Origin of the sequence: Paenibacillus sp. FSL R7-0652, from assembly GCF_038595045.1 — a bacterium.
GTDB lineage: Bacteria > Bacillota > Bacilli > Paenibacillales > Paenibacillaceae > Paenibacillus.
This window is the reverse complement of record NZ_CP152001.1, coordinates 4,691,776-4,716,734: the sequence shown is the minus strand read 5'-3', so window position 1 is coordinate 4,716,734 and position 24,959 is coordinate 4,691,776. Positions and strand designations below refer to the sequence as shown.

At 47.2% G+C, this 24,959-nt stretch carries 22 protein-coding genes and 1 other annotated feature; of the genes, 17 read left to right on the top strand and 5 right to left on the bottom strand.

The genetic code is table 11. The annotated features are described in order from the left end of the window. The first annotated feature begins 148 nt into the window (after nt 1–148). Both MKY97_RS20635 and leuS read left to right on the top strand, forming a co-directional pair. A complete protein-coding gene (locus MKY97_RS20635) occupies nt 149–1,105 on the top strand; it encodes an aminoglycoside phosphotransferase family protein (RefSeq protein WP_342552146.1) in 957 nt (318 codons plus the stop codon). 115 nt (nt 1,106–1,220) lie between these two features. Beyond that, nucleotides 1,221–1,473 (top strand) — a binding site (T-box leader). A 73-nt stretch (nt 1,474–1,546) separates the two neighbouring features. After that, a complete protein-coding gene (gene leuS, locus MKY97_RS20630; protein ID WP_342552145.1) occupies nt 1,547–3,991 on the top strand; it encodes a leucine--tRNA ligase in 2,445 nt (814 codons plus the stop codon). Here the strand turns inward: leuS and comER are convergent. Continuing rightward, nucleotides 3,972–4,817, bottom strand: a complete 846-nt coding sequence (gene comER, locus MKY97_RS20625; protein WP_342552144.1) for a late competence protein ComER — start codon at nt 4,815–4,817, stop codon at nt 3,972–3,974. The genes leuS and comER overlap by 20 nt on opposite strands. Nucleotides 4,818–5,000: 183 nt before the next feature. On the opposite strand from comER, the gene MKY97_RS20620 reads away from it, so the two are divergent. The 3 genes from MKY97_RS20620 to MKY97_RS20610 all read left to right on the top strand — a co-directional run bounded on the left by MKY97_RS20620 (nt 5,001) and on the right by MKY97_RS20610 (nt 9,341). Next, the gene (locus tag MKY97_RS20620) at nt 5,001–5,660 is read left to right on the top strand and encodes a helix-hairpin-helix domain-containing protein (RefSeq protein WP_342552143.1); all 660 of its coding nucleotides are present in this window, start codon (nt 5,001–5,003) and stop codon (nt 5,658–5,660) included. 45 nt (nt 5,661–5,705) lie between these two features. Then, nucleotides 5,706–6,227 (top strand): cytidine/deoxycytidylate deaminase family protein, encoded by a 522-nt coding sequence (locus MKY97_RS20615; protein ID WP_342552142.1) that lies wholly within the window; start codon nt 5,706–5,708, stop codon nt 6,225–6,227. Nucleotides 6,228–6,410: 183 nt separating this feature from the next. After that, nucleotides 6,411–9,341 carry a ComEC/Rec2 family competence protein gene (locus tag MKY97_RS20610; protein WP_342552141.1) on the top strand — a complete coding sequence of 977 codons (2,931 nt, stop codon included), beginning with the start codon at nt 6,411–6,413 and terminating at the stop codon, nt 9,339–9,341. Nucleotides 9,342–9,442: 101 nt separating this feature from the next. On the opposite strand, the gene MKY97_RS20605 is transcribed toward MKY97_RS20610, so the two are convergent. Then, nucleotides 9,443–9,649: a DUF5316 family protein gene (locus MKY97_RS20605; protein ID WP_342552140.1), complete on the bottom strand. Its 207-nt coding sequence runs from the start codon at nt 9,647–9,649 to the stop codon at nt 9,443–9,445. Between the two features lie 209 nt (nt 9,650–9,858). After that, complete coding sequence (locus MKY97_RS20600) at nt 9,859–10,161, bottom strand: hypothetical protein (protein ID WP_110898026.1); 303 nt, start codon at nt 10,159–10,161, stop codon at nt 9,859–9,861. 350 nt (nt 10,162–10,511) lie between these two features. On the opposite strand from MKY97_RS20600, the gene MKY97_RS20595 reads away from it, so the two are divergent. The 3 genes from MKY97_RS20595 (at nt 10,512) to holA (ending at nt 13,625) form a co-directional block, all read left to right on the top strand. Beyond that, nucleotides 10,512–11,060 carry a sigma-70 family RNA polymerase sigma factor gene (locus MKY97_RS20595; RefSeq protein WP_342552139.1) on the top strand — a complete coding sequence of 183 codons (549 nt, stop codon included), beginning with the start codon at nt 10,512–10,514 and terminating at the stop codon, nt 11,058–11,060. Next, nucleotides 11,057–12,352 (top strand): zf-HC2 domain-containing protein, encoded by a 1,296-nt coding sequence (locus MKY97_RS20590; protein ID WP_342552138.1) that lies wholly within the window; start codon nt 11,057–11,059, stop codon nt 12,350–12,352. The genes MKY97_RS20595 and MKY97_RS20590 overlap by 4 nt, the downstream gene beginning before the upstream one ends. A gap of 256 nt (nt 12,353–12,608) precedes the next feature. Beyond that, nucleotides 12,609–13,625: a DNA polymerase III subunit delta gene (gene holA / locus MKY97_RS20585; RefSeq protein ID WP_342552137.1), complete on the top strand. Its 1,017-nt coding sequence runs from the start codon at nt 12,609–12,611 to the stop codon at nt 13,623–13,625. 194 nt (nt 13,626–13,819) lie between these two features. On the opposite strand, the gene rpsT is transcribed toward holA, so the two are convergent. Continuing rightward, the gene (gene rpsT / locus MKY97_RS20580) at nt 13,820–14,092 is read right to left on the bottom strand and encodes a 30S ribosomal protein S20 (RefSeq protein ID WP_090914815.1); all 273 of its coding nucleotides are present in this window, start codon (nt 14,090–14,092) and stop codon (nt 13,820–13,822) included. Between the two features lie 174 nt (nt 14,093–14,266). Here rpsT and gpr point away from each other — a divergent pair, with 174 nt between their 5' ends. From gpr to MKY97_RS20550, 6 genes are all read left to right on the top strand, one after another. Beyond that, nucleotides 14,267–15,268, top strand: coding sequence for a GPR endopeptidase (gpr, locus tag MKY97_RS20575; RefSeq protein ID WP_342552136.1), 1,002 nt, complete (start codon nt 14,267–14,269; stop codon nt 15,266–15,268). 173 nt (nt 15,269–15,441) lie between these two features. Further along, nucleotides 15,442–16,734 carry a stage II sporulation protein P gene (locus tag MKY97_RS20570; protein WP_342552135.1) on the top strand — a complete coding sequence of 431 codons (1,293 nt, stop codon included), beginning with the start codon at nt 15,442–15,444 and terminating at the stop codon, nt 16,732–16,734. Between the two features lie 49 nt (nt 16,735–16,783). Then, nucleotides 16,784–17,143 carry a DUF3679 domain-containing protein gene (locus MKY97_RS20565; protein ID WP_342552134.1) on the top strand — a complete coding sequence of 120 codons (360 nt, stop codon included), beginning with the start codon at nt 16,784–16,786 and terminating at the stop codon, nt 17,141–17,143. A 147-nt stretch (nt 17,144–17,290) separates the two neighbouring features. Continuing rightward, entirely contained in the window at nt 17,291–19,105 is a 1,815-nt protein-coding gene (gene lepA / locus MKY97_RS20560; RefSeq protein ID WP_342552133.1) for a translation elongation factor 4, read from the top strand. 420 nt (nt 19,106–19,525) lie between these two features. Next, entirely contained in the window at nt 19,526–20,710 is a 1,185-nt protein-coding gene (hemW, locus tag MKY97_RS20555) for a radical SAM family heme chaperone HemW (RefSeq protein WP_342552132.1), read from the top strand. Between the two features lie 117 nt (nt 20,711–20,827). Beyond that, a complete protein-coding gene (locus MKY97_RS20550) occupies nt 20,828–21,298 on the top strand; it encodes an N-acetyltransferase (protein WP_342552131.1) in 471 nt (156 codons plus the stop codon). Nucleotides 21,299–21,556: 258 nt separating this feature from the next. Here MKY97_RS20550 and MKY97_RS20545 read toward each other — a convergent pair whose 3' ends face one another. Next, complete coding sequence (locus MKY97_RS20545; RefSeq protein WP_342552130.1) at nt 21,557–21,862, bottom strand: hypothetical protein; 306 nt, start codon at nt 21,860–21,862, stop codon at nt 21,557–21,559. Nucleotides 21,863–21,887: 25 nt separating this feature from the next. Here MKY97_RS20545 and MKY97_RS20540 point away from each other — a divergent pair, with 25 nt between their 5' ends. From MKY97_RS20540 to MKY97_RS20530, 3 genes are all read left to right on the top strand, one after another. Further along, nucleotides 21,888–22,481 (top strand): hypothetical protein, encoded by a 594-nt coding sequence (locus tag MKY97_RS20540; protein ID WP_342552129.1) that lies wholly within the window; start codon nt 21,888–21,890, stop codon nt 22,479–22,481. Nucleotides 22,482–22,744: 263 nt separating this feature from the next. After that, nucleotides 22,745–23,470: a response regulator transcription factor gene (locus tag MKY97_RS20535; RefSeq protein ID WP_342552128.1), complete on the top strand. Its 726-nt coding sequence runs from the start codon at nt 22,745–22,747 to the stop codon at nt 23,468–23,470. Beyond that, nucleotides 23,467–24,819 (top strand): HAMP domain-containing sensor histidine kinase, encoded by a 1,353-nt coding sequence (locus MKY97_RS20530; protein ID WP_342552127.1) that lies wholly within the window; start codon nt 23,467–23,469, stop codon nt 24,817–24,819. Before MKY97_RS20535 ends, MKY97_RS20530 begins: the two co-directional genes overlap by 4 nt. Nucleotides 24,820–24,959: the final 140 nt, after the last annotated feature.

Below are 24,959 nucleotides of genomic sequence, written 5' to 3'. Positions count from 1 at the left end.
TGCATGTGATCATGCTGCCAAGGACAGTTTTTTTAACTGATAGGATAAAAGGTATTGCTGCTGGAAGGAAAGAGAGACATAATAAATTTAATTCGGAAAGCGTTTTCCGAAATGAGATGAACTATTCAATAACGGGAGGATGACAACGATGGAAAGTACATATAAAACGAGATTATCCAAAGAGCAGCTGGATCAGATCATTACACATCAACTCGCTGCGGCCATTCAGGAATGTGAAGAAATGATTGACGGATGGGCAAACCATGCCTATAAAATAGTGCTAAGTGACGGACGAAAAATTGTCCTTAAAATTGCGCCCTCGGCTGCAACCAATCTGATGCGCTGTGAGCAGGATCTGATGACAGCAGAAGTGGAAGCACTCCGGCTTGCTGCCGGTCTGAAGGATGTTCCTGTGCCTCAGGTGCTGGCTTATGATGCTTCGCTTGCTTTTGCACCTGCACAGTATTTTATTATGGAATACATGTCCGGGACGCCGTATAACCAGGTAAAAACTCAACTTACAGTGTCAGAGCAGGAAGAAATTGAGCAGCAGTTAGGACAATATAACAAGCGAATCAACGAGATTAAGGGGGATCGATTCGGTTATTTTTCGGGGAAGGACAGACAGCGCAGCACATGGAGAGAAGCATTTTTGATGTTGATGGAGGATATGCTTGCCGATGGAGAAAAGGCAAAGATTGATATTGGTATTGACTACAATGAGCTGCGGCGTCTGATCGAGGAAAGATCAGATGTACTGGATGAAGTGACCGAACCCATGTTGATCAGCTGGGATCTGTGGGATGGTAATGTGTTGGTGCAGGATAAACAGATTACGGGCATTATCGATTTTGAACGCTCGTTGTGGGGTGATCCGCTGATGGAGCACTATTTCAGTCATTTTAACTATACTCCGGGATTTTTGAAAGGGTATGGCCGAGAGATTGTGACGGAGAGTGAGCGGAAGCGCAGAAGCTTGTACGATTTGTATTTTGATCTTGCACTTCGAATTGAATGTGATTACCGGCAGTATGATAATCAGGAGCATATCCAATGGACGATTCAGAATCTGAAGAAGGGTATTGAACGTTTTCGGAATGTTTGAAGAAGCATCATTGTAGTCGGGGAGCACGGAAATTATATCATCTGAGAAGGATGAATGTGAAGTGTCATATTGACTTTGAGCCTGCATTTTTATATAATGTTCCCGATATTGTATACATATTTCGATGATAAGGATCAGTAGTAAATTCTGTACATGACAGAGAGTCGGCGGGTGGTGCAAGCCGATTGACAGTACTTTGCGAACTCGCCTTGGAGAAATGCGGTGACTACACCTTTCTATGCCTTCTGCATTGAATAGGAAATCCGCATCGGTTAACCGCCGTTACAGGTCTAGAGGGAGTGGATGACGAAGCACGTTCGTCCGCTAACTAGGGTGGTACCACGGGAATTCAACCTCTCGTCCCTAGCGCTGCAAACGCTACGGGATGCTGAGGTTTTTTTGTTGTTATCAAAGCGCGTATAACCTGAAGGAGGAATATAGATGAGTGAGAATCATCAGCCGAAGCACGGCTATCAACCGCAAGTGATGGAAAAAAACTGGCAGCAGTATTGGGATGAAAACAAAACATTCAAAACAGGTGAGGACCCGTCGAAACCGAAGTTTTATGCTCTGGATATGTTTCCTTATCCGTCCGGTTCCGGACTGCACGTAGGTCATCCGGAAGGATATACAGCAACGGATATCGTATCCCGTTACAAACGGATGCGCGGATACAATGTACTTCATCCGATGGGTTGGGACGCGTTCGGTCTGCCTGCAGAGCAGCACGCACTGGATACGGGGGAGCACCCGCGTCATATTACATTCCGCAATATCGACAATTTCCGTCGTCAGATCAAATCTCTCGGATTTTCGTATGACTGGGATCGCGAGATCAGCACAACGGACCCGGAGTACTACAAATGGACACAATGGATTTTCATCCAGCTGTACAAAAAAGGTTTGGCTTATGTAGATGAAGTGCCGGTGAACTGGTGTGAGGCATTGGGTACGGTTCTGGCGAATGAAGAGGTTATTGACGGTAAAAGTGAACGCGGCGGCCACCCCGTTGTACGTAAACCGATGCGTCAATGGGTGCTGAAAATTACGGAATATGCGGAGCGTTTGCTGGAGGACCTGGAAGAGCTGGACTGGTCGGAAAGCATCAAGGATATGCAGCGTAACTGGATCGGCAAATCGACAGGTGCTGAAGTGGTTTTTGCCATTGAAGGCCGTGAAGAAGTGATCAAAGTATTCACAACTCGCGCAGATACATTGTTTGGTGCAAGCTTTGCAGTTCTCGCTCCAGAACATGAACTGGTGGACGTGATTACGTCTGAAACAGAGCGTGAGGCAGTGAAAGCTTATCAGGAGCAGGCTGCGCGTAAGAGTGATCTGGAACGTACGGACTTGGCCAAAGAAAAAACAGGTGTGTTCACAGGGGCGTATGCGATCAATCCGGTTAACGGAGCAAAGCTTCCGATTTGGATTGCGGATTATGTACTGGCTGGTTACGGTACAGGGGCTGTTATGGCTGTCCCGGGGCATGATGCACGTGACTGGGAATTTGCGAAGCAGTTTGACCTGAATATCATCGAAGTCATTGAAGGCGGCGATGTCACAAAAGAGGCGTATACAGGCGACGGTGCACACGTGAACTCCGATTTCCTGAACGGATTAAACAACGAAGAAGCTGCGGCGAAGATGATCGCTTGGCTTGAAGAGAACGGTAAGGGACAAGGTAAAACAACATATCGTCTGCGTGACTGGTTGTTCAGCCGTCAGCGTTATTGGGGAGAGCCGATTCCGATTCTGCATCTGGAAGATGGAACAATGAAGACGGTGCCGGAAGATCAACTGCCGCTGCTGCTTCCTGACATTGACCAGATCAAACCTTCAGGTACAGGAGAATCTCCACTGGCTAATGTGACAGATTGGGTGAATACGGTCGATCCGGAAACAGGCATGAAAGCGCGCCGCGAAACGAACACGATGCCGCAGTGGGCCGGAAGCTGCTGGTATTATCTGCGGTTCATCGATCCTCACAATGACAAGGAACTGATCTCGAAGGAGAAACAGCAGCAGTGGCTGCCAGTGGACTTGTACATTGGTGGAGCAGAACATGCGGTACTTCACCTGCTGTATGCTCGTTTCTGGCACAAAGTGCTGTATGATCTGGGCGTTGTACACACGAAAGAGCCATTCTACAAGCTGGTCAACCAAGGTATGATTCTGGGTACCAACAACGAAAAAATGAGTAAATCCCGTGGTAATGTGATTAACCCGGATGAGATAGTTAACGAATTCGGTGCAGATACACTGCGTCTCTATGAAATGTTCATGGGACCTCTGGAAGCGACCAAACCTTGGAACGCCAGCGGGGTCGAAGGGATGTATCGTTTCTTGTCACGTGTATGGCGTCTGTTCATCAACGAAGATACAGGTGCAGTTAATGAGAAGATTACAGTAGATGGCGGAACGGATGAATTCAAACGTACAGCGCATAAAACAATCAAAAAAGTGACGGAGGATCTGGAGCATCTGCGTTTCAACACCGCGATAAGCCAATTGATGATCTTCATTAACGATGCATACAAAGCGGATACACTGCCTCGTGAAGCAATGGAGAACTTTGTTCAGCTGCTGTCACCTTTGGCACCGCATATGGCGGAGGAACTGTGGAGTCGTCTTGGATATGAGGGTGGAATTTCCTACGTGGCTTGGCCTGAGTATGATGAGTCGATGACCGTGGATGCAGAAGTGGAGATCGTGGTGCAGGTCAACGGCAAGATTGTAACTCGCGCAACAATTTCGAAGGATCTGGATGCACAAGGAATGCAGGGCTATACGATGGAACTGGCACCTGTGAAACAGGCGCTGGAAGGCAAGACTATTCGCAAAGTCATTGCCGTTCCAGGCAAACTGGTTAATATTGTTGCCGGTTAATTTCACTGGCACGAAACACCTCATCCAGCTTGACTAAATCTTCATCATATTTCTCATGTGTCGTATGGATCAGGCTGTCGAATACACCATCCAGGTTGTTTCGCAGCAGTGCAAGTGCCTGAGCGGTTATTCCGCCAGGTACAGCGACACGAGCTTGAAGTTCTTGCGGTGTGTAACCTCCTTCGGTGAGCAGCTTGCCTGTTCCCAGAAGCATCTCGCCGGCAAGAGCACAGGCGTCTGCTCGTTTGATACCTGTCAGGCGTACAGCACTTTCGATCCATTGTTCCAGAAAGAATGATATAAATGCAGGTCCGCAGCTGGAAAAGTCCGATGTGATTCGGGTGCAGGCTTCATCCACTTGGTAAGGCTTGCCGATATGACTCAGCAGACCTTCCAGCACTTTGCGGTCTTCGGCCGTCATTCGCTCGCCATGGATGAACAGAGTTGCTCCGCTGCCGACCTGGTGAGTAACGCTGGGAATAACCTTGGAGACTTTGCAAGGAAGTGAAGATTCCAGATGGCGCAGCTGCACGGGACTGGTGATCGAGACAATGATATGATTGGGAGTCACGACAGGCAGGATATCATCAATCACATGTCGGAATTCCAGCGGCTTCACACACAGGAAGATGATGCTGCTGCGAATCACCGTTTCCCGATTGCTCTGTGATTCATGCAGTCCAGGGTAACGGAGGGATAGCTGACGTACTTTGGAAGGGGTGCGGTTGCTTGCTGCAATCTGACGGGGTTCGAGTGCACCGGATTGAATCAGGGCATAGATCAAGAGACTGCCCATGCTGCCGGTTCCGATAAATCCAACCTTCATTGGTTCAGGCCTCCTTTCATGCTTTACGGTAATGGCGCAGTATCTTCTATCTATTGTATGCAGGGGACTCTGGTCCACATGACATGAAAATATGTAATTTATATACGCTATAGCATGAAACGGTTCGGAAGCACCGCCCGTGTTCGAAATGATTTTTATTTTGAATATGAGGGAGTGCGGAAGATGAGATGGAACAAAACGATGTCCATTGCTGCGGCAGTGGTTGGAAGCGTACTGATATTATGGTCGGGCAAAAGTGAACAGCCACCTAGCGGCTGGGAACCGATGCGGCTCGGCGCCAATCAGCCGACAAGTGAGCAGGACCACTCTGCTGCACCGTCGGCTGCTTTGGTTAGAGAGGATGCAGCTGCTCCAGCAAGTGATAGGAAAGAACATCACCCCGCTGCAGCATCTGAAGCAGGAGCAGCGCAGGATGCACAAGTTCAAGTTGAGACGTCAGGTGATTCTTCGCCTCAGTCACAGGTTCCTGTTAATGAGAATCGGATCCCTGCAGCCGAACCAGCCGGGGCATCGGCCGATGAAACGACCGGAGTGAAGACGAAGGGCTCAGGTGCAAGTCTTTCAAGTTCAATCGAAGCGGCTGCTGTTCCCCATCCGTCCAGCACGGGCTCGGAAGCAGCAGGCAATGACAGGATCGATGTGAACACGGCGTCAGTCTCCAAGCTCACAGAGCTTCCAGGGATTGGGCAGAAGAAAGCTCAGGCTATTGTGGATTATCGGAATGCCCATGGCCCTTTTACTAGAGTCAGTGAACTTACCAAAGTGAAGGGCATAGGCAGCAAGATGCTTGAGAAAATGGCACCATATTTACGGGTTCGCTAGGGACAACAGGATAAAAATGGATTCAAAGCGGGAGGAGGAAACTGTATGGGTACAGTAGAGCTTCGCAAGGATTGGGATACGTATTTTATGGATATTGCTTATATGGTTTCCACGCGTTCCCGCTGTCCGCGCCGGCACGTAGGGGCTGTTCTGGTTCAGGGAAAGAAACTGCTGGGGACAGCTTATAATGGTGCACCGATGGGGGTGCCGGATTGTTCCGAGGCCGGCTGCATGATCGCAGAAGAATACGAACTTGTAGTAACGGACGACCACGAGGAAATGGTTAAAAAGCAGCGCTGTATTCGTACCATTCACGCGGAGCAAAATTTGCTTTTGTTCACAGATCGTATTGATCGTGAGGGCTCCTCTGTGTATGTTACGGATGAACCCTGCTGGACCTGTGCCAACATGCTGGCGAACAGCGGTGTTACTGAAATTGTTTTTCATCGCTCGTATCCCAAGGATACAAGCAAAGTGAAGAATATGATGCAGCAGAAAGGCATTTCGTTCCGCAGACTGGACAGTTACCAGCCTCCTCGGGAGACGATGATGACGGTAAGTAACTAAATAAAGCAACTAAACTGAACAGCGGATCGCGGCAGTTAGGCAGGAAATGTTTCAAGTGATGAGTGGCTGTATCGAAAAGAATATACATGAAAAAGAAAAGTACGGGGAAGAACCTCCGGCAAGCCTGATTGGGCTTCCGGAGGTTTTTTGTGTATTCATAGGTGTGAGAGAGGAGGGGCCGCAGTGAAAAACAGACCGCTGCTTCGCTTTACAATCTTTTGGCTGTGTGGAAGTGGAATGGCATGTGTGCTGACAGGCTGGAGTCTATTATGGGGAATGATAGGGGCGGCAGCTTGTCTCCCGCTTGTATTGCGATTTTTGAATATTCGGGGATGGCCTGTCCTTCTGCTGCTCATTGCGTTTATAGGCGGGGCGGTGCACTGGCAGTGGAATGATGCTCGTAACTACAGTCATGTGCCGGAGTACTTCGATATGACTGCTGACGAAATCCACGGGTTAAATGGAGAAATTGAAGGGGAGCTAGTATCGGACGTCCGGGTAGATGGGGATCGGGCAGGTTTTGAGATGGTCATTTCATCGATGACAGCGGATCAAGAAATGCATCCAAAAACAGAAGATTCAGATCCAAATCATGTTTTATCGCCAAGAACGTCTGAAACACTAAAGCTTCCGTCCAGAGTAAACGAACGAATTATCGTGCAGGTTCGACTGATGGAAGAATCAGAACAGCAGACAGCAGCCTCCTGGAAGCGAGGAGACAAGCTGACGCTGTCAGGTTCTTGGGCTTTACCTGGAGAAGCCAGGAATTTTGGTGGATTTGACTACCGCAGTTATCTCAAAACGCAGTATATTCATTGGATGTTTAAGGTGAAGGGGGCTGATTCTGTTACTGCGGTGCCTCCCGAAGGATGGGAACGAATCAGTATACTGCGATGGACAGATGCCGCAAGGCAGCTGCTGGGTTCAGCGGTAGACCAGCTGTTCCCCGAACCGCATGCCGGATATATGAAGGGGCTTATCATCGGCATGGCAAAAGATATTGATCCGGGTACGTACGGTCAATTCTCACAGCTCGGATTGACGCATATTCTTGCCATCTCTGGAACACATGTTGCTGTATATGTTGCATCACTATTGATGCTCATGTCATGGCTGAAACTTACGAGAGAGACTGCCTTAACTGTGGTACTGTTTCTGATTCCGGCGTATGTACTGCTTTCGGGCGGTTCCCCTTCTGTAATTAGGGCAGGCATGATGTCTATGATTGGTTTATATATGGCGAAGCGTGGACTGGCGAGGGACAGTCTGCAGATCATCAGTGCAGCTGCTTTGCTGATGATGTGGTGGAACCCCTATTTTTTGCTGAATATCAGTTTTCAGCTGTCTTTTCTGGTGACGGCAGGATTAATGATTTATATGCCGCTCATCAACAGGATATTCAGTACATGGCCGAGATCGCTGGCGGCGACAGCTTCGGTGACGGTGACGGCGCAGCTGATCTCTTTTCCGGTGACCATTCTGTACTTTAACCAGTTTTCGCTGCTCTCTTTTGCGGCCAATTTTCTGCTGGTGTCCCTCATTAGTGCGGTGGTTTTACCTCTAGGAACGGCTGCCATGATGGTGTCATTCTTGTGGGATCAGGCTGCAAAGCCGCTTGCATGGATTGCGATTCAGTTAAATCAATTAACCTTTCTGAGCGTGGAATGGATGAACGACCTGCCCGGTTTTGTGATGATCTGGGCCTCCCCTTCTCTGGTATGGATTGCAGCCTATTATGCGATTTTGTACGCACTGCTTCATTTGCTTCATCAGAGGAGCGCCAGTGAGAAGCCGCCGTATATACATGCGGAAGAAGAGGATACAGCTCCGCTTGATATTCACGGACGAACTGCTGCTCCCACGCGCAGCATGTGGGGAACGGTGAGGCCTTCTTCTCGTTTTGAAGGTACGGATTCAGTTAATCCTGTGCAGGCCCATACTCATAATCGTTTGTCCCTCACAGCACACCATGCCCTTCCTGTCCAGACAGCAGAAGTAGGTCAGGGTTCACTCGCTGCCCTTGGTGCGAGTATTGCGTGGCCGGAGTACGCAGGTGCATTTACAGCCAAAGGTGCGGGATATTACAGCGAAGTACGAATGAGCAGGGTTCAGCGCTGGTTATGTGGTGTGCTTGCCGTAAGTTTTGCAGCCGGATTATGGTGGGCTTATCAGACTCCTCGGCCTGCCGGAACAGGAGTGGTTCAATTTCTCGATATTGGGCAGGGAGACAGTACTTTGATTACAACGCCAGAAGGCAGACATATTCTCGTAGATGGCGGAGGTACAATTGACTTTGGCGGCAGTAAACACTCGTGGAAAACAAGGCGTGACCCTTACGAAGTGGGGGCGAAGGTGGTCGTTCCTTTATTGAAAAAGAGAGGTATTCATCAACTGGACGCGGTGATTGCGACCCATGCCGATCAAGATCATGCAGGCGGACTGCAGGCTGTTCTGGAGCAGATTCCGGTGAAACGCTTCATGTTTAACGGAACGACAAGTGGAAAAGAGAAGTTTGATCAGCTGATACATACAGCGGTGGAGCGCCAAATACCGTTATTCGCGATTCGTCAGGGCATGATCTATAAGCCGGATCAGGAAACGTCGTTGTATTTCGTTTCACCGGACTTTAGTGATGAACTGGATGATATGTCGGGAGGCGTACCTTTTCATGAGAATCAGAACGCTGCGTCGGTTGTCTTTTTGCTGGAGATGGCGGGAACGTCTATGCTCTTTACGGGGGATATGGATGCGGCAGCCGAGCAGGACGTGCTCTATGCTATTCAGGATGGTTCGCTGGCAGTCCCTATGTCAGACCATACGGGTCAAGATTTCCAAGGAGGTGGGATATCGATAGACATCCTCAAGGTTGCTCACCACGGCAGTAAAACATCCTCCTCAGACGCATGGCTCAGGTACTGGAATGCTAAAGCTGCACTAATCTCTGCGGGTGTAAACAATACTTATGGCCATCCCAACCCGGGGGTAATGCAGCGTCTGGAGGCGACGGGTTCGCGGATTTATCGAACCGACCAGATGGGCGAGGTACAGATGAGGGTGAAAGATGGCAGGGTGGATGTTCGGTATAAGCTGACTGAGGACATAAAACGAAATTAGCAGCTTAAAGTAGGAGATCCATTGTTGGGCCTTATTTCCGCAAAGTTCATTCAAGAATCCAACGTTAAAATATTCGAGGAATGATTGATAAAGCTTGCCTGTTAGCTTAGTAAATACATCATTCCAGCAGCTGCAAACGAGCAGACACCTGCTAAAGTAGACCATGCAGCGACTTTCTTCTTTATTACACGGTCTCTCTTGGACTCTGAATAAAAATTACCTCTTTGTTGGTAATCTGTTGTCCATGCTCCAATGCACAGTCCGGAAATAAAAATGAGAATGATTCCTAGATAGATAAAAAAAGTCATATTTCATCTTCCTTTCCGATTCCTTTAGTTCTTAATAAAACGTTTATCTCAGGGAAAGGTTCCAAGCGAACTCTTATGTCGAATTACTATAATGTAAGAAAACACAAGAAAAAAGCCCTCTCTCCAGAATTCTCTTCAGAAGAGAATTTCGAGAAAGGAGCTTTTTTCATAACCGTTCGTATTGCTGAATAAGAATGAGGGGAAATAGTTTATTCCACGCCGTCCTTGAAATGTTTGCTCCAGTGTTTGTCACCTTTATGCAGAATATCTTCTACTGTTTTTTCCAGGGTCATCAGAAGCTGTGCTCTTACATCAAGTACCGTTTCTCTGTACAAGCGTTCTTCCGATCCGACGATTTTATCGCCGTATAACGCCTGTGCAGCTACATATTTCCGATGTTCCTCAACCAGTGTATCGATGGATTCCAAAGCGTGCTCCACAAAGTGGGAGATGCTTTGGTATTCCTTTGGCATTTGTTCTTTTAATTCTTGAATTTTCGCTAGAGCTGGCATGCTCATCACCTCGTCTTATGAATGTAAATTTACAATACACCATTTTCATGAAAATTGCATTAAAAAAACCTTAAGTTTTGGACAAATTTCGACTTTTTTTGTTTTTGGCCCCTAAATAGTACTTAACCATAATGTATGCCGTTGCATTTGTTTTGAGTCGTGTAAGTACTGGAATCTTATATGTCAGACGTTTGGTGACTACGTTTGCATTTTCTGTTATTCTAAGATAAGATTCGGCGGCCACTGTACATAAGCCGTTATTTTGTGATGGAAAATTAAAATATACTTAACTTTGCAACAATTTTATCGATGACTACGTCAGTAAGGTTGCAGGGAGAGGGGGATCCTTTGTGGTAGAGCCGGAACTCATCAGAGCCGCTCAATCGGGCGATCGCGACGCTCTAATTACCCTATTGCGGGAGATTGAACAGCATGTTTATCGTACCGCATATTACATTCTAAATAATGAACAGGACGCCTTGGATGCTGCGCAGGAAGCGTTGATCCGAATTTACACCAAGATTAATTCTTATGAAGAAAAAGCCCAGTTCAAAACTTGGGTGCAGCGCATTGTGACCAACATCTGTATTGACAAGTTTAGAAGAACCAAGCCATCCGTCTCTATTGATGAACATGAAATGGTTTTTCAGGATAAACAGGATGTTGAGCACGAAGTGATGTCCACTTATGTGGCAAGGGACATTCAAGATGCGATCAACAAGCTGCCGGAGCATCATCGGACCGTCATTGTTCTAAGATATTTGCAGGATTTATCTTATAACGAAATTGCGGATTGTCTTGATCTTCCGCTTAATACAGTGAAGTCTTACTTATTTAGGGCTAGACAACAATTACAAAATCTACTACAGGAGTATCAGAAAGGTGGTGTGACAGGATGAAATGCGAAGAGGTGGTGGAATGGATGCACCGGTATCTGGATCATGATCTGGGCGAGGCGGAAACGACGCAGATGCTGCAGCATGTGGCCAAGTGTCCGGAGTGCGCCGAAAATTTTAGTATGCTCAGAGCTCTATCCAGGGAACTGGAAGATTTGCCGCAAGTAAGCCCCAGATTCAGTTTGGTTGATGCCATTATGCCTCAGCTGGATGCAATTGATGAAGCGCGTAAAGAACAAAGCAGTACCGTGCAAGAAATGAGTCCTGTCCCTGCGGCGTTTGAGAATTTGCAGCGTTCCAAGCCAGAAGAACGGAAAGCGAAGTCCAGATGGTTTAACTCCATGGCTGGTCGTATGTCCGTTGGTGCAGCAGCTGCGGTTGTCGTATTGGGGTTTGGCATCTGGGGATATGAGCCTCAGCAGATAGAGAATGCAGAATCGATGATGAGCAGATCTGGCGCACCTCAGGAAAGTGTTAACAACGATCAGTCTGAGCTGAGCATGGGAGTGAATAATGATCAAGCGGATCCGACTCCCCAAGACGAAGGCAGTGTGATTGCACCTGATCAGCCTGATGATTCGGGGACTGAACCATCAGAACCGCCGCAAAATGATCAACCCGATGAAATCAAAGGTGTTGAACCTCAGATACCAAGTAATCCAAAAGATCAGACGCCTCCAGAGCCTTCAACTGGAGAAGGATCTGTCCCGGATCAGGGCAAGCAGGAAGATAAGTCTTCTACAGACTCAACCATTAATCCAAAGAACACAAACCCGAACCAGCGCACGGAGCAGCAGCCGGATACTCAAGAAAAAGACGGCGCAGCTTCGAACAACCCGGAACAGGGCCAAACGCCTGAATCTAATGATCAAAACGAAAACTTTTCAGCACAAACAATCATTCCTAACGAAGACGCACCAGCACGTGGAATTACGAATAATGATTCCGGGAGCGGAACGGGAGCAGATGTTGGTGACCAACAACAATCCCAGGGTCTTGTGGCTCCTGATGAAGGAAGCACAGGAACGGAAGCACCCACAGCCAAAGAATGGAAGTCACCTGACGGCTCTTATGTTGTTATGCTGACGGGGGACCAGTTAAGTGTTTACGCGAAGTCAGCGAATGATCCGGATGTTCTGAATTTAATCGAGCAGCGGAGTGTAGAGGGCCCGGTAAAGTCAGGAAGTTGGTCTAAGGACAGCATGCAGTTTAATTATGAAGTGGATAAAGATGGAACGACGACCAAGAACTCGTTTAAAGTGAATACGGCATCAAATGTTTCACCTGCAAAATAGTTATAGGTATGCGTTTGGTCTTGAGAAAAAAAAGAACCTTTTGTAATGACAAGCATATACTGCAGCTAACTACAGATCTTTTATGCTGAATGCAGCATCTGACGTCGTATGACCGCAGGCCGGGTTATTTCTAGAATGGCTGGTGCCTGCGTTTATATAGATGCAGAACAGGGGACCTTTATCCATAACCGGATGAAGGTCCCTTTGTTGTCACACCTTTTTTCTGGTAGGATATAGAGATAAGGAGGCACGGCGAATGGATGTAAAAAGCGCAACAAAGGCAGTACGCAGCGGAGACACGGCCCCAATCTATGTGCTGTATGGAACCGAGAAGTATCAGATTCAGCAGTTCACGGAAATGTTAAAGACACATGTCATTGAAGAGGAACATCAGGATTTTGCTGTGATCCCTTACGACCTCTCCGAAACGCCCATTGAAGCAGTCGTAGAAGAAGCAGAAACGGTTCCGTTTCTCGTTCCCCGTAAATTAATTATTGTAAGGGACACCAGTTTGTTTACCGCGGGAAAAGAATCAAAAATAGAGCATCAGGTCGATCGACTGATTACATATATGGATAATCCAGCTGATTACAGCACGATCGTATTTTTGGCGCAGGGAGACAAGCTGGACGAGCGAAAAAAATTGGTTAAGGCGGCCAAGAAGCAGGCCGTTGTTCTGGCATTTGCACCGCTGAACGGTGAAGAATTGATTCAGTGGATCGTTAAACTTGCCAAGCAGCACGAGGTTGCTTTTGAAGCGGGAGCGGCAGACACGCTGATCAGTTATGCCGGAACGGGACTGCAGGCCTTATCCGCTGAAGTGGATAAGCTTTGTCTTTTCGCGGGAAACGGAGGAACGATTCGCCGGGCGGATATTGAATCGCTCGTGGCTCGCAGTACGGAACAGAACGTATTTGCACTTGTGGAGGAGCTGGCTAATTTGAGGCTCGAAAAAGCACTAGGGCTGTTCTATGAGCTTTTGAAACAGCGGGAAGAGCCTATCAAGATTGCTGCGTTAATTGCCCGGCAGTTTCGCATCATGATTCAGGTCAAAGAGTTGGGGCAGCAGAGTTACTCCCAGCAGCAGATTGCCGGTCAGTTGGGGCTGCATCCGTATGCCGTGAAAATTGCCGGGGAGCAGGCTCGGAAATTTGATGCTGACCGTCTGCGAAAGATACTCAGTCACTTGAGTGAGCTGGATTATCAGATGAAAACAGGAGCTGTAGATAAAGTGCTCGGACTTGAACTGTTTTTATTGCGACTCGGTGCCTAACTGAAACAGGCCATTTAACTGAAAAAAACAACCTGAGAAAGCTCCATATGTTTGATTTGTCATCCAACATACAACTGGAGCTTTTCGGGTTGTTTTTTTGCTGCTTAGCTTTTACTCGACGGAACAGATGCTAAAAAATCCTGAAAGCCTATGCTGTTCAGGATTTTTCCATTGGTTCGTATAAGTAACGCTTCTTACGCTTGTGCGGAAAGAGCGTTCAGTTTTTTCGCCAAGCGAGACTTTTTGCGTGCAGCTGCATTTTTGTGAACCAGACCTTTAGTTACAGCCTTGTCCAGCTTTTTGGAAGCAGCTTGAATCGCAGCTTTAGCAGTTTCAACTTCGTTGCTTACCAGAGCAGCATCAGCAGCTTTGACAGCTGTACGGAGTGCAGACTTCTGAGAAGCGTTGAGTGCGCGGCGCTTGTCGCTCGTTTTTACGCGTTTAACAGCGGATTTGATGTTTGGCATTACATTCACCTCCTGTAAGGCATTCGCATGAATACAAACGTTTCACAACTTAAAATATTCTATCACGCTAGCATGTAAATTGCAACAGATTTTGCATCGTTGTTCAGCAAGCTGCATAAAGCAGGCCTTTTTCCCACACAATATGCTCAAATGTAACAAGGGAGGCAGGGACAGATGACACTCGATTTGCAAAATTATACCGTGCGCACCGACTTGGCCATCGATTCGAAAGAAATGGCACAAGGCAGCCAGAGACAGACTATTCCCGGATTGCGGGAAGATGTAGATAAGAAAGATGGCATTACCATTACCCGGATTGATGTGTTGAATGATGAAGCAGCCCAAGCGATTGGGCGTGTAAAAGGTCACTATGTCACGCTTGAGGTACCTTCCCTACGCAACGGTGATACCGAACTGCAGGAGCGGGTAGCCGCTGAATTCACACGCGAGATGGAAGCCTTTATGACCAAGGCGGGTATTGGCAAAGATTCAAAGGTACTGATTGTAGGACTCGGCAATCTAAACGTTACGCCAGATTCCCTCGGTCCGCTGGTGGTGGAGAATTTGATGGTTACCCGGCAGTACTTTGAATTAGTACCGGATCAGGTGGCACCGGGTTATCGAGAAGTCAGTGCTATTGCTCCAGGTGTGCTGGGTACAACGGGCATAGAATCGAGTGACATTGTGCAGGGCATTGTTGAACGCACCCGCCCGGACGCCATTATCGCGATTGATGCGCTGGCCTCCCGGTCTCTGGAACGTGTGAATACAACGATTCAGGTGGCGGATATCGGTATTCATCCAGGTTCGGGCATTGGAAACAAACGGCGCGGATTAACAAAGGAAATTCTGGGTGTTCCCTGCATTGCCATCGGCGTGCCCACCGTCTGTTATGCCTCAACCATTGTGAACAACGTTATTGAGATGATGCGCTCCCATTTCCGCCAGGAGACCGATCAGACGAAACAGATCATGGGTATGCTGGATGACATCGGTGAGGCAGACCGTTTGAGTCTGGTAAAAGAAGTGCTTGAACCGCTTGGCCATGACCTGATCGTTACACCGAAGGAAATTGACGAATTTATAGAAGGCATCGCCAATGTAATCGCAACAGGACTTAACGCAGCCCTCCATGAAGCCGTTGACCCGGGTAACGTTGCGGCATACACCCATTAAGTCTGTCGTTTACCCTTTGCTGTTGAGCAAGGAGTAAACGACATCTAGAAGGTCCGAATCTATCGGACTTTCTTTTTTTTTTCACTTATCTCTCTACTTCCTGTTCTATCAAATCGGACACGCTCATAGAGTTGAAGTATAAGAGTTGTTCTGCAAGGGAAGGAGACATAAGAATGAACAAGATACTGGCATGGAATATTGGCAGGTGGAAAAAAAGATGTCTGCACGTGCTGGCTATGGGCCGTACACTGCTGCTGCTTATGATGATATCCGCCCTTTTTTTTGCTGTACTCGGGCTTGGGGGATTGGCGGAGAAAAAGCTGAATAATTCGCCTGTCTCTTCGATGAAAGGATTTGCAGGTTCGGTCTCCAGTCGTTTCTTTGTAGACATGCTGGGCATGGAGATGCCCCACCTTACCCGAAAGGAGCAGAATGCTGCGATTTCCGGTGAAAACCTGACCTCTTTTGTATTTCAGCTGCTGACGAATGTAAATCCTCAAGATCCCAAAAGTTTAATCGCACGTGAAATGCCGGGCATGGGCGCAAATCAACCTGTGCTGCTCCGGCCGGGGTCGGGTAATGCCAAAGCCGAAGCACCTGAAGATTATCAACCGGGCCCCGGACTTACGGAAACAGCCTCTTCGGGTGGGGGCAAGTCCGGCAGTGAGCTGCATGTTCCCCCGGGCCAGGATGAACCAGACGTAACCGGCGAGGATGATCCTAAGAAAGGTACAGTAGATGAAGATCCACCATCCAAGGGAAGCGGGCCGGATCAAGGCAGGCCGGCTGTGACCCAAAAGTCTGTACTGATCTATCACTCTCATCCGCGTGAAGGATATAATCCGTTACTTGGTACGAATAGTGACAACCCTTCCTCTGGTAAGCCGACCGGGAATGTTTTTCAAGTGGGGAGCTATCTATCGGACAGTCTGGAGAAACTGGGCGTCGGTGTAGAGCATGCCCAGGAAGATTATCAGACCAAGATTAAAGACTATAACTGGAACTTCTCATATAAGTATTCGAGACAGACCGTCAAAGCGGCGCTTGCTCAGAATGATAGTCTGACATATCTGATTGATATTCACCGTGATTCACAGCGCCATAAAAAAACGACAACAACGATCGGTGATCAAAGTTACGCCAAGGTGTATTTTATCATCGGACACGAGAATCCCAATTGGCGTAAAAACGAAGCTTTTGCCGCAAAAATCCACAAAAAGCTGGAAGCAAAGTATCCGGGAGTGTCACGAGGGGTATGGGGTAAAAATGGCGGAGGAGGAAACAATGGAGAATATAATCAGACGCTCTCGCCGAACAGCATTTTGATCGAAATTGGTGGTATTGACAACACGGCGGCTGAGCTGAAACGGACCTCCAAAATTCTAGCGGATATGATCGCCGAAGTATATTGGGATGAACAAAACGTAGATAAAGCAAGTGCAAAACCGGTTTCAAAGAATGGATAAAAAATGTGCTGCAGGAGGTACAAATACTTAAAGAGGGGCGGTTTGCGAGATGTCCAGATTCGGTAAAAAAATGCTGTCTGTCAGTGTACTTATGTTACTCGGTGTCCTGCTTGGCATGCAGCTGGCAGGCACCGGTTTACAGGATGATAGACCTGCGGATCGAATTCCGGTCGTCGCGAAGATAGAACCGGCACCAGCCGAAACCAAGCCTGCATCAGCTGAACCTGCCCAAACGGAGGTGATCAAGAAGCCGGTAGTTCCAGTCCAGACTCCAAGCCAGGTGCTCGGGGCAGACCAGAACAAAGCCGCGGTGGATGTTTTGGCCGAAAAAACAGCAGGTTTACTGCAAAACCTGTCTAACAGCGGCATCAAGTGGGTTGTCTCTCTTTTTGGTGGAGTGGATGAATAGAAGCAGATGAAATAAAGGCACACTAAACCTCTGAGACATTCATTAACTGCACTTTTATTATGAAGTTGGAACATCATGGGATTGATGCACTCTGCAGCAACTGTTATAATGAAGTGATTGACACTAGGCTGTTTCTGGGGGTAAGGAATGACTGACATTCGGGAAAGACAACGTAAAATTCGTAACTTTTCAATTATTGCACATATAGATCACGGTAAATCGACACTTGCGGACCGGATCTTGGAGTACACAGGTGCGCTGACATCACGTGAAATGCAGGAACAAGTGCTGGATCAGATGGATCTGGAACGTGAACGCGGAATTACAATTAAACTGCAGGCCGTTGCTCTCAATTACAAGGCGGACGACGGCGAAGAGTATCTACTCAATCTTATCGATACACCGGGACACGTAGACTTTACGTATGAGGTCTCACGAAGTCTTGCTGCATGCGAAGGGGCTCTGCTTGTCGTTGATGCGGCTCAAGGGATCGAAGCGCAGACACTGGCTAACGTATATCTTGCGCTGGACAACAATCTGGAGATCCTGCCGGTCATTAATAAAATTGACCTGCCAAGTGCTGATCCGGAGCGGGTAAAGCAGGAAGTTGAGGATGTTATCGGACTCGATACCAGCAATGCTGTGCTGGCGTCGGCCAAAGCAGGCATCGGAATCAAAGAGATTCTGGAGCAGGTGGTACAGAGTGTACCTGCACCTGCAGGTGATCCGGATCAGCCGCTTAAAGCGCTGATTTTTGACTCTCACTATGACCCGTACAAAGGAGTTATCGTGTATGTGCGTGTAATTGACGGCAAAATCAAAGCGGGTTCCAAAATCAAAATGATGGCGACAAACAAGTCGTTTGAAGTGATCGAAGTGGGCGCGTTCAAGCCGCGCATGACTATTGTGGACGAGCTGAACGTTGGTGACGTAGGATTCATCGTGGCGGGTATGCGTCACGTTGGCGATACACAAGTCGGGGATACCGTTACCGATGCTAAAAATCCGACACCTGAGCCGCTTCCAGGTTATCGTAAAATTAATCCAATGGTTTACTGTGGTCTGTATCCGATCGAAACATCGGACTACGTAGACCTGCGTGAGGCTTTGGAGAAGCTGCAGTTGAATGATGCTTCACTGAGCTTTGAGCCGGAGACATCCAGCGCACTGGGCTTTGGATTCCGCTGCGGATTCCTGGGACTCCTGCACATGGACGTTATTCAGGAGCGGATTGAGCGCGAGTTCAACATCCCGCTGATTACGACGGCTCCAAGCGTAATTTATCACGTAACGCTGACGAACGGCGAGATGATCCAGATCGATAACCCTTCGAACTATCCGGAGGTAGGACGGATCGATTATGTTGAAGAACCATATGTCAAAGCTTCAATCATTGTACCGAATGATTATGTAGGAACGATTATGGAGCTGTGCCAGAACAAACGCGGCGAATTTATTAATATGGAATATATGGACACAACACGGGTTACGATTACATATGAGATCCCGTTGTCCGAGATCGTATATGACTTCTTCGACCAGCTGAAGTCCAGTACCAAAGGGTACGCCTCCTTTGACTATGAGCTGTCCGGTTACCGCCAGTCCAATCTGGTGAAAATGGACATCCTGCTTAATAGTGAACAGGTCGATGCCTTGTCCTTTATCGTTCACAGAGATCGCGCATACAATCGCGGACGCATCATCTGTGAGAAGCTGCGCGAACTGATCCCGCGGCAGATGTTTGAAGTACCTATTCAAGCGTCGGTAGGTACGAAGGTAGTTGCTCGTGAGACAGTTAAAGCAATGCGTAAAAACGTACTAGCCAAGTGTTACGGCGGTGACATCTCGCGTAAACGGAAACTGCTTGAGAAGCAGAAGGAAGGTAAGAAGCGGATGAAGCAGGTGGGTAACGTAGAGGTGCCGCAAGAGGCATTTATGGCCGTACTGAAAATTGATGATTAATAATTTAATTTCGGGTACAGCACAGATTGTGTGTATCGAAATTAAATTCTAAAAATGCATTTTCGGGTACAGCACAGAGTGTGCGTACCAAAATTAAATTCTAAAAATGCATTTTAGGTACAGCACAGACTGTGTGTATCGAAATTAAAATACTGTTAATTAAACTATATAAGGTGAAACTATTTTTACAGACTAACGGAGAGGACAGAAAAAACCTGAAAAAGCGGAGCGTTCGCCTTTATCACCGGAATTTTCCCTTTTGGGAAAGGGAATCAAAAAATCTGGGGATAACAGCGATTGGAAGGTTATTCTGTCATGGAGTGAACTGTGTAAAAGGTTAGTTCACTTTATATAGATTAACATTTTAGCTGAAAGGGAAGCCAACTGGCTTTCCTTTTTTCAAATCAAGGGGGACTTGTCGTGACACTTGCAGCAAACAGCCAGAAAACAGGTGCACCCCAAGCGGTGTATCTGCACATTCCATTTTGCACGAATAAATGTTTTTACTGTGACTTTAATTCTTACGTTCTGAAGGATCAGCCGGTGATGCAGTACTTGGAGGCGCTGGAACGGGAGATGGAACATACCGTCAAAGCGAATCCGCCTGGCGAGATTAAAACGATCTTTGTCGGTGGCGGTACACCAACCGCATTGAAACCGGATGAGATGGCATATTTCCTACGTTCAGTCAAAACCTATTTTCCGAATTGGGCAGAGGACATTGAATTCTCAATGGAAGCCAATCCGGGAACAACAGATGCCGAGAAGCTTGCAGCCATGAAAGAAGGCGGTGTTAACCGTGTCAGCTTTGGTGTTCAGGCATTTCAGAATGATCTGCTGACAGGTATTGGACGTATTCATAATACAGACGATGTATACCGCAGCTTGGAGAATGCACGTAAGGCGGGATTGGATAACCTGTCGATCGATTTGATGTTTGGCCTGCCAAATCAGACCGTAGAGATGCTGAACGAAAGCATCGACAAGGCGCTGGAACTGGATTTGAAGCATTATTCCATCTACAGCCTGAAGGTGGAGGAGAATACCCTTTTCCATACCCTGTATCAGAAAAATCAACTGCCTCTCCCTCACGAAGATGATGAGCTGCAGATGTATCTTCTATTAATGAAACGTATGAAAGAAGCGGGTTATAAACAGTATGAGATCAGCAACTTTGCCAAACCGGGCTTCGAGAGCCGTCATAATATCACCTATTGGCGTAATGAGGATTACTACGGACTCGGTGCTGGAGCGCATGGATATGTAGGTCGTGAACGCCATATGAACATCAAGGGCATTAACCCTTACGTAGAAGCCTCGCGTGCAGGACTGCCTCGTCTGGATCATTTCGAGATTGGGCGTGCAGAAGCGATGGAGGATTATTTGATGGTAGGCCTTCGTATGCTGGAGGGGGCTTCATCTTCTCGATTCCAGGACCAATTTGGAGAGTCGATGGAAGATGTCTTTGCCAAACCGCTCGGCAAAATGCTGCATGCAGGATTGCTTGAGCGGACAGCAGACGGCTTTAAACTGAGTGAACAGGGTATTTTGTTCGGCAATGACGTTTTTGCCGAGTTTATCGGCTCCATATCGCTAAATTCGTAGCTTGAAATTCTATACGCTCTGTTGTATATTTATTCATATTGTTTTACAGGGCGTGTCAATTTAAACAACTACGAAGCTGGCTTTCCTCGGAAAGCGTCGTTATAGGAGGAGAGCTGGATGTCGGTTATATGCAGGAAAGCAGTACCGGAAGATGTTGAGCCGCTGTTTGAAATGATTAAGGGATATGCCGAGCGTGGGATCATGCTTCCGCGTTCAAGGGAAGTCCTGCATCGGCAGCTGGAGCATTTTATTGTGGCTGAAGTAGAAGGCGTAGTTGTAGGCTGCGGCTCACTCTGCCGTCTGGGGAATGATTTGGTGGAAGTCAGATCTCTGGGCATTTCTGAGGGATATAAAGGACTGGGCATTGGTTCCCGCCTGCTTGACCGACTTGTTGAAGAAGCCGAGAGACAGCAAATTCCAAAGGTAATGGCGCTCACTTATGAGGTTTCCTTTTTTCTGAAGAACGGCTTTGCTGTAGTAGAGAAGGAAATTTTCCCTGAAAAGGTGTGGACAGACTGCGTTCACTGCAGCAAACAGGATTGCTGTGACGAAATTGCCGTTCTGAAGGAATTGAATGTTTCAGCGTAATTGTATGCTTCGACAATATGCTTCTAAATAGAAAGATCACATGCCGGAAACCTGAGGGTTTTATATGGATGTGGTCTTTTTTTTGCTGTTTATTTTCATATACTTTTCACACACTTCTCCCATTATTCTCACACAACCTCTTGATAAGATGAACTTACATAAGCGATCCGCAGTAAACTCCAAGGCCAAACAGCCGGAGAATACGGACTGGAGCAAAGTTTCAAACTTCTCCGTTACCGAGTAAGCGGATGGCTCAATCTAAAGAATGAGGTGACCAATCATGAAAAAATGGACAAAAAAAGCAGCAGCTTTGGCAGCAGCATTCAGTTTAATTGGCGGAGCAGGAAGTGCTTTCGCCGCAGCGCCTGTCGTCAATTCGGTGAAATCGGCTGAGACACAAAAAGCGGGAACCGCAGCAAAATCAACGATGAATTCTGCATCGACTCCAACGGCCAAAACATCGGCAGCGCCAGCGAAATCGACGGGAACTAAATCAGCGGATAAAACGGCAGCTGCAGCGTCAAGCAGCACTTCAACCAAGACACCTGCTAAAGCTGAGGTCAAAACAACACCTGCCAAAACAACGGCTGTGACCAAGAAAGAAACAACAACTCACAAATCAAATGCGGTAACGCATAAAGCCAAAAAGGTGAAACATAAAGTGAAAAAGGCTGTGCACAAATCAAAAGTAACTCACAGAGCCAAAAGAGCTTCTCATAAAACAACAGCGATGCATCATAAAGGAAGAAAAGCTGCGCACAAAGCAAAAACAGTAACACATAAAGCAAAAACAACGACCCATAATGTAAAAGCAGCTGCCCATACAGCAAAACAGACTTCGCATAAAGCTTCAGCGGCAGCAAAGACTGCTGCACATAAAGCCAAACAAACGGCACACAAAGCGAAAAAAGCCGCTCACAAAATCGCAGCGCAAAAAGTAACAGCAAAGAAAACGGTTGGGACTAAAACGCCCGCAGCGAAGACAACGGTAAACAAAACAACTGCATCAAAAACGGGAGTGAAAAAATCAACAGCGGTAATATCTCCAAAAACAGCGGCAAATAAAGTAACTGTGACTACGACACACAAAACAAAGTCTCCAGAAGCAGCGGCAAAAGCACCGGCAGCATCAAAGGGTACTGATAAAAAAGTGGCAGCAAAATCAAGCACAACCCATAAATAAGAATATGCGCTCTGATGTGTCCGATCTCTACCCTCTCAGCCAATGATTTAATGCATCAGTGACATATGTTAGGCAGCGGCATACAGACGGAGTCCTCTTATGGGAATCTCCGTCTTTTCCATGTTAAGCGGTTGTTTGGAGACGGGAATAGGGTGTATTCACTGAAGTTTTGAAAAACAGATGCTGACTCTGTTACATTAGTAGTGACATATTCAATAAAAAACATATCAGAAGTGTTATATTCATGATTGAGGTGACTGCCAATGCCGCGTATTTTTGTAGTCGATGATGATCCGTCCATACTGCAGCTCATTACAGGTTATTTGAAAAAGGAACAATATGAAGTGAACTCGTTCGCGCATGGCAGAGAACTGATTGGGGAAGTTCGCTCCAAAAAGCCGGACTGCCTGATTCTTGACATTATGATGCCAGGCGTGGATGGACTTACACTTTTGACCGAGCTGCGGACCTTTACCGAAATTCCGATTATTATGGTGTCGGCACGGGGTGAGGAAATTGATCGTTTAAATGGTCTTGAACTGGGATGCAGCGATTTTCTGAGCAAACCTTTCAATCCGCGTGAACTGGTTGCAAGAGTTAAAAGTATGCTTCGTCTGATCAGCAGCAGTCGGTTATCCCATGGTAATGATTCTAGGGAAGCGGCTGATTTGCCTAAGGAAGGGTCTTATTTTAATGTGGGTAACGTCCAGATTTCCGAAGAATTCCGGCGCGTCGATGTTCGGGGGGAAGAACTAGGACTAACAGGCAGGGAGTATGATCTTCTGTTGTTTCTGTCGCAGCATCTGGACCGTCCCTTCAGCCGTGAACAGCTGATTCAGCAGGTCTGGAATTATGATTTTTATGGCGAAGTACGTGTGGTTGACGATATTGTGAAACGGATTCGCAAAAAGCTTGTGCAGGTTCAAGCGACGCTGAGCATCGATACCGTATGGGGGTTCGGCTATAAAGCGGCTGTACATGCGCGATGAAGACGATTCGCAGCAAAATGCTGCTCGCCTTGTTTGCCAGCATGCTGGTTACAGCAGCATTTACCGTGATATTTTTTATCCATCTTTTTGATGATATTTTACTCAACCAGGTGAAGCAGCAGTTAAATGATCAGACGAAAAAGGCTGTCAAAGTCATTCGTGTAGATGACCTGGAAGATTTGGATAATGACAGTTTTCGTTTCTTTATCAAGGATATTCTTTTTTATGCAGACTATTTTGTCATTGATGGACAAGATAAGATTGTAGCTTCAAGCAGTTCAGGTCGCGTCGGCATGAAACTGGAAGGGTTTCCGGGTACACACGAAGGTTATATGATTTTGAATGGAAAAAAGGTACTCTATAGTGAGGCTAAGTTGTCACATAAACAGTTTCGGGTTATTTTGTATTCTCCCCTATCTTCACTAAGGGCGATGTATATTCCGTTGTTTCGCACAACGCTTCTGTCTATTGCCGCCAGCTTTGTTGTGATCCTGCTAATCGGCTTATTTGCCGTATGGCGTACAGTTCAGCCGCTGAATCGGCTGAAAGAGGCTGTGAGCAAGTATGAACCAAACATGCCTGATAAGGAGCCATTTCTGCAAGCCGACCATACCGAAATTGGCGAACTGATTCATACCTTTCAACTCATGAGCAGCAGACTCGATGATCATCACCGTCATCAGCTGGAATTTTTGCAAAATGTATCCCATGAGTTGAAGACACCGCTGATGTCTATTCAAGGTTACGTCTATGCAATTCAAGATCAGGTGGTTTCCACTGATCAGGGGCTTGACATTATTGCTGCCCAATCCCAGCGGCTTATTGATATGGTAGGGAAGCTGATCCAGCTCTCCAGACTGGAAACGGTGGATGAGGAATGGCCGATGACCATGATTGACCTGAAAGGCATGGCCGAAGAGGCAGTGTACCTACTTATGCCGACCGCACTGCAGCGGGGAGTACATTTGACAGCCGCCGCCGATTCATTCATCGCTGAAACAGCGGGTGAGCAGTTGTTTCAGATCCTGCTGAACCTTTTGCAAAATGCAGTCCGCCATACCCGGACTCAAGTGAAATTGAGTTTGGAGCACCCGGCCGGTGATTCGGCTGACTGGATTTTTCATATTGATGATGATGGACCAGGATTGAATGAGCATGACCGGCAGCACCTTTTCCGGCGTTTTTATACAGGAAACAATGGAGTGACCGGCCTGGGACTTGCGATCAGCAGGCAGCTGGCAGTACACCTTCATGCTGATTTGGTGTACAGTGACTCGCCGCTGGGAGGCGCCCGCTTTAGTCTGAAACATTATCCTGTTGATAAAGAATTACAGCAGCAGGGCCAATAACCTGCGTTAAAAGTGCAGGTTATTAGCCTATACTATAAATAGATGATTACAATCCGCAAACTCACTTGACAATGATCATGTCAGTTTGGTATTTTTGTATTACCGATTAGCACTCATCTAACCGGAGTGCTAACGACATG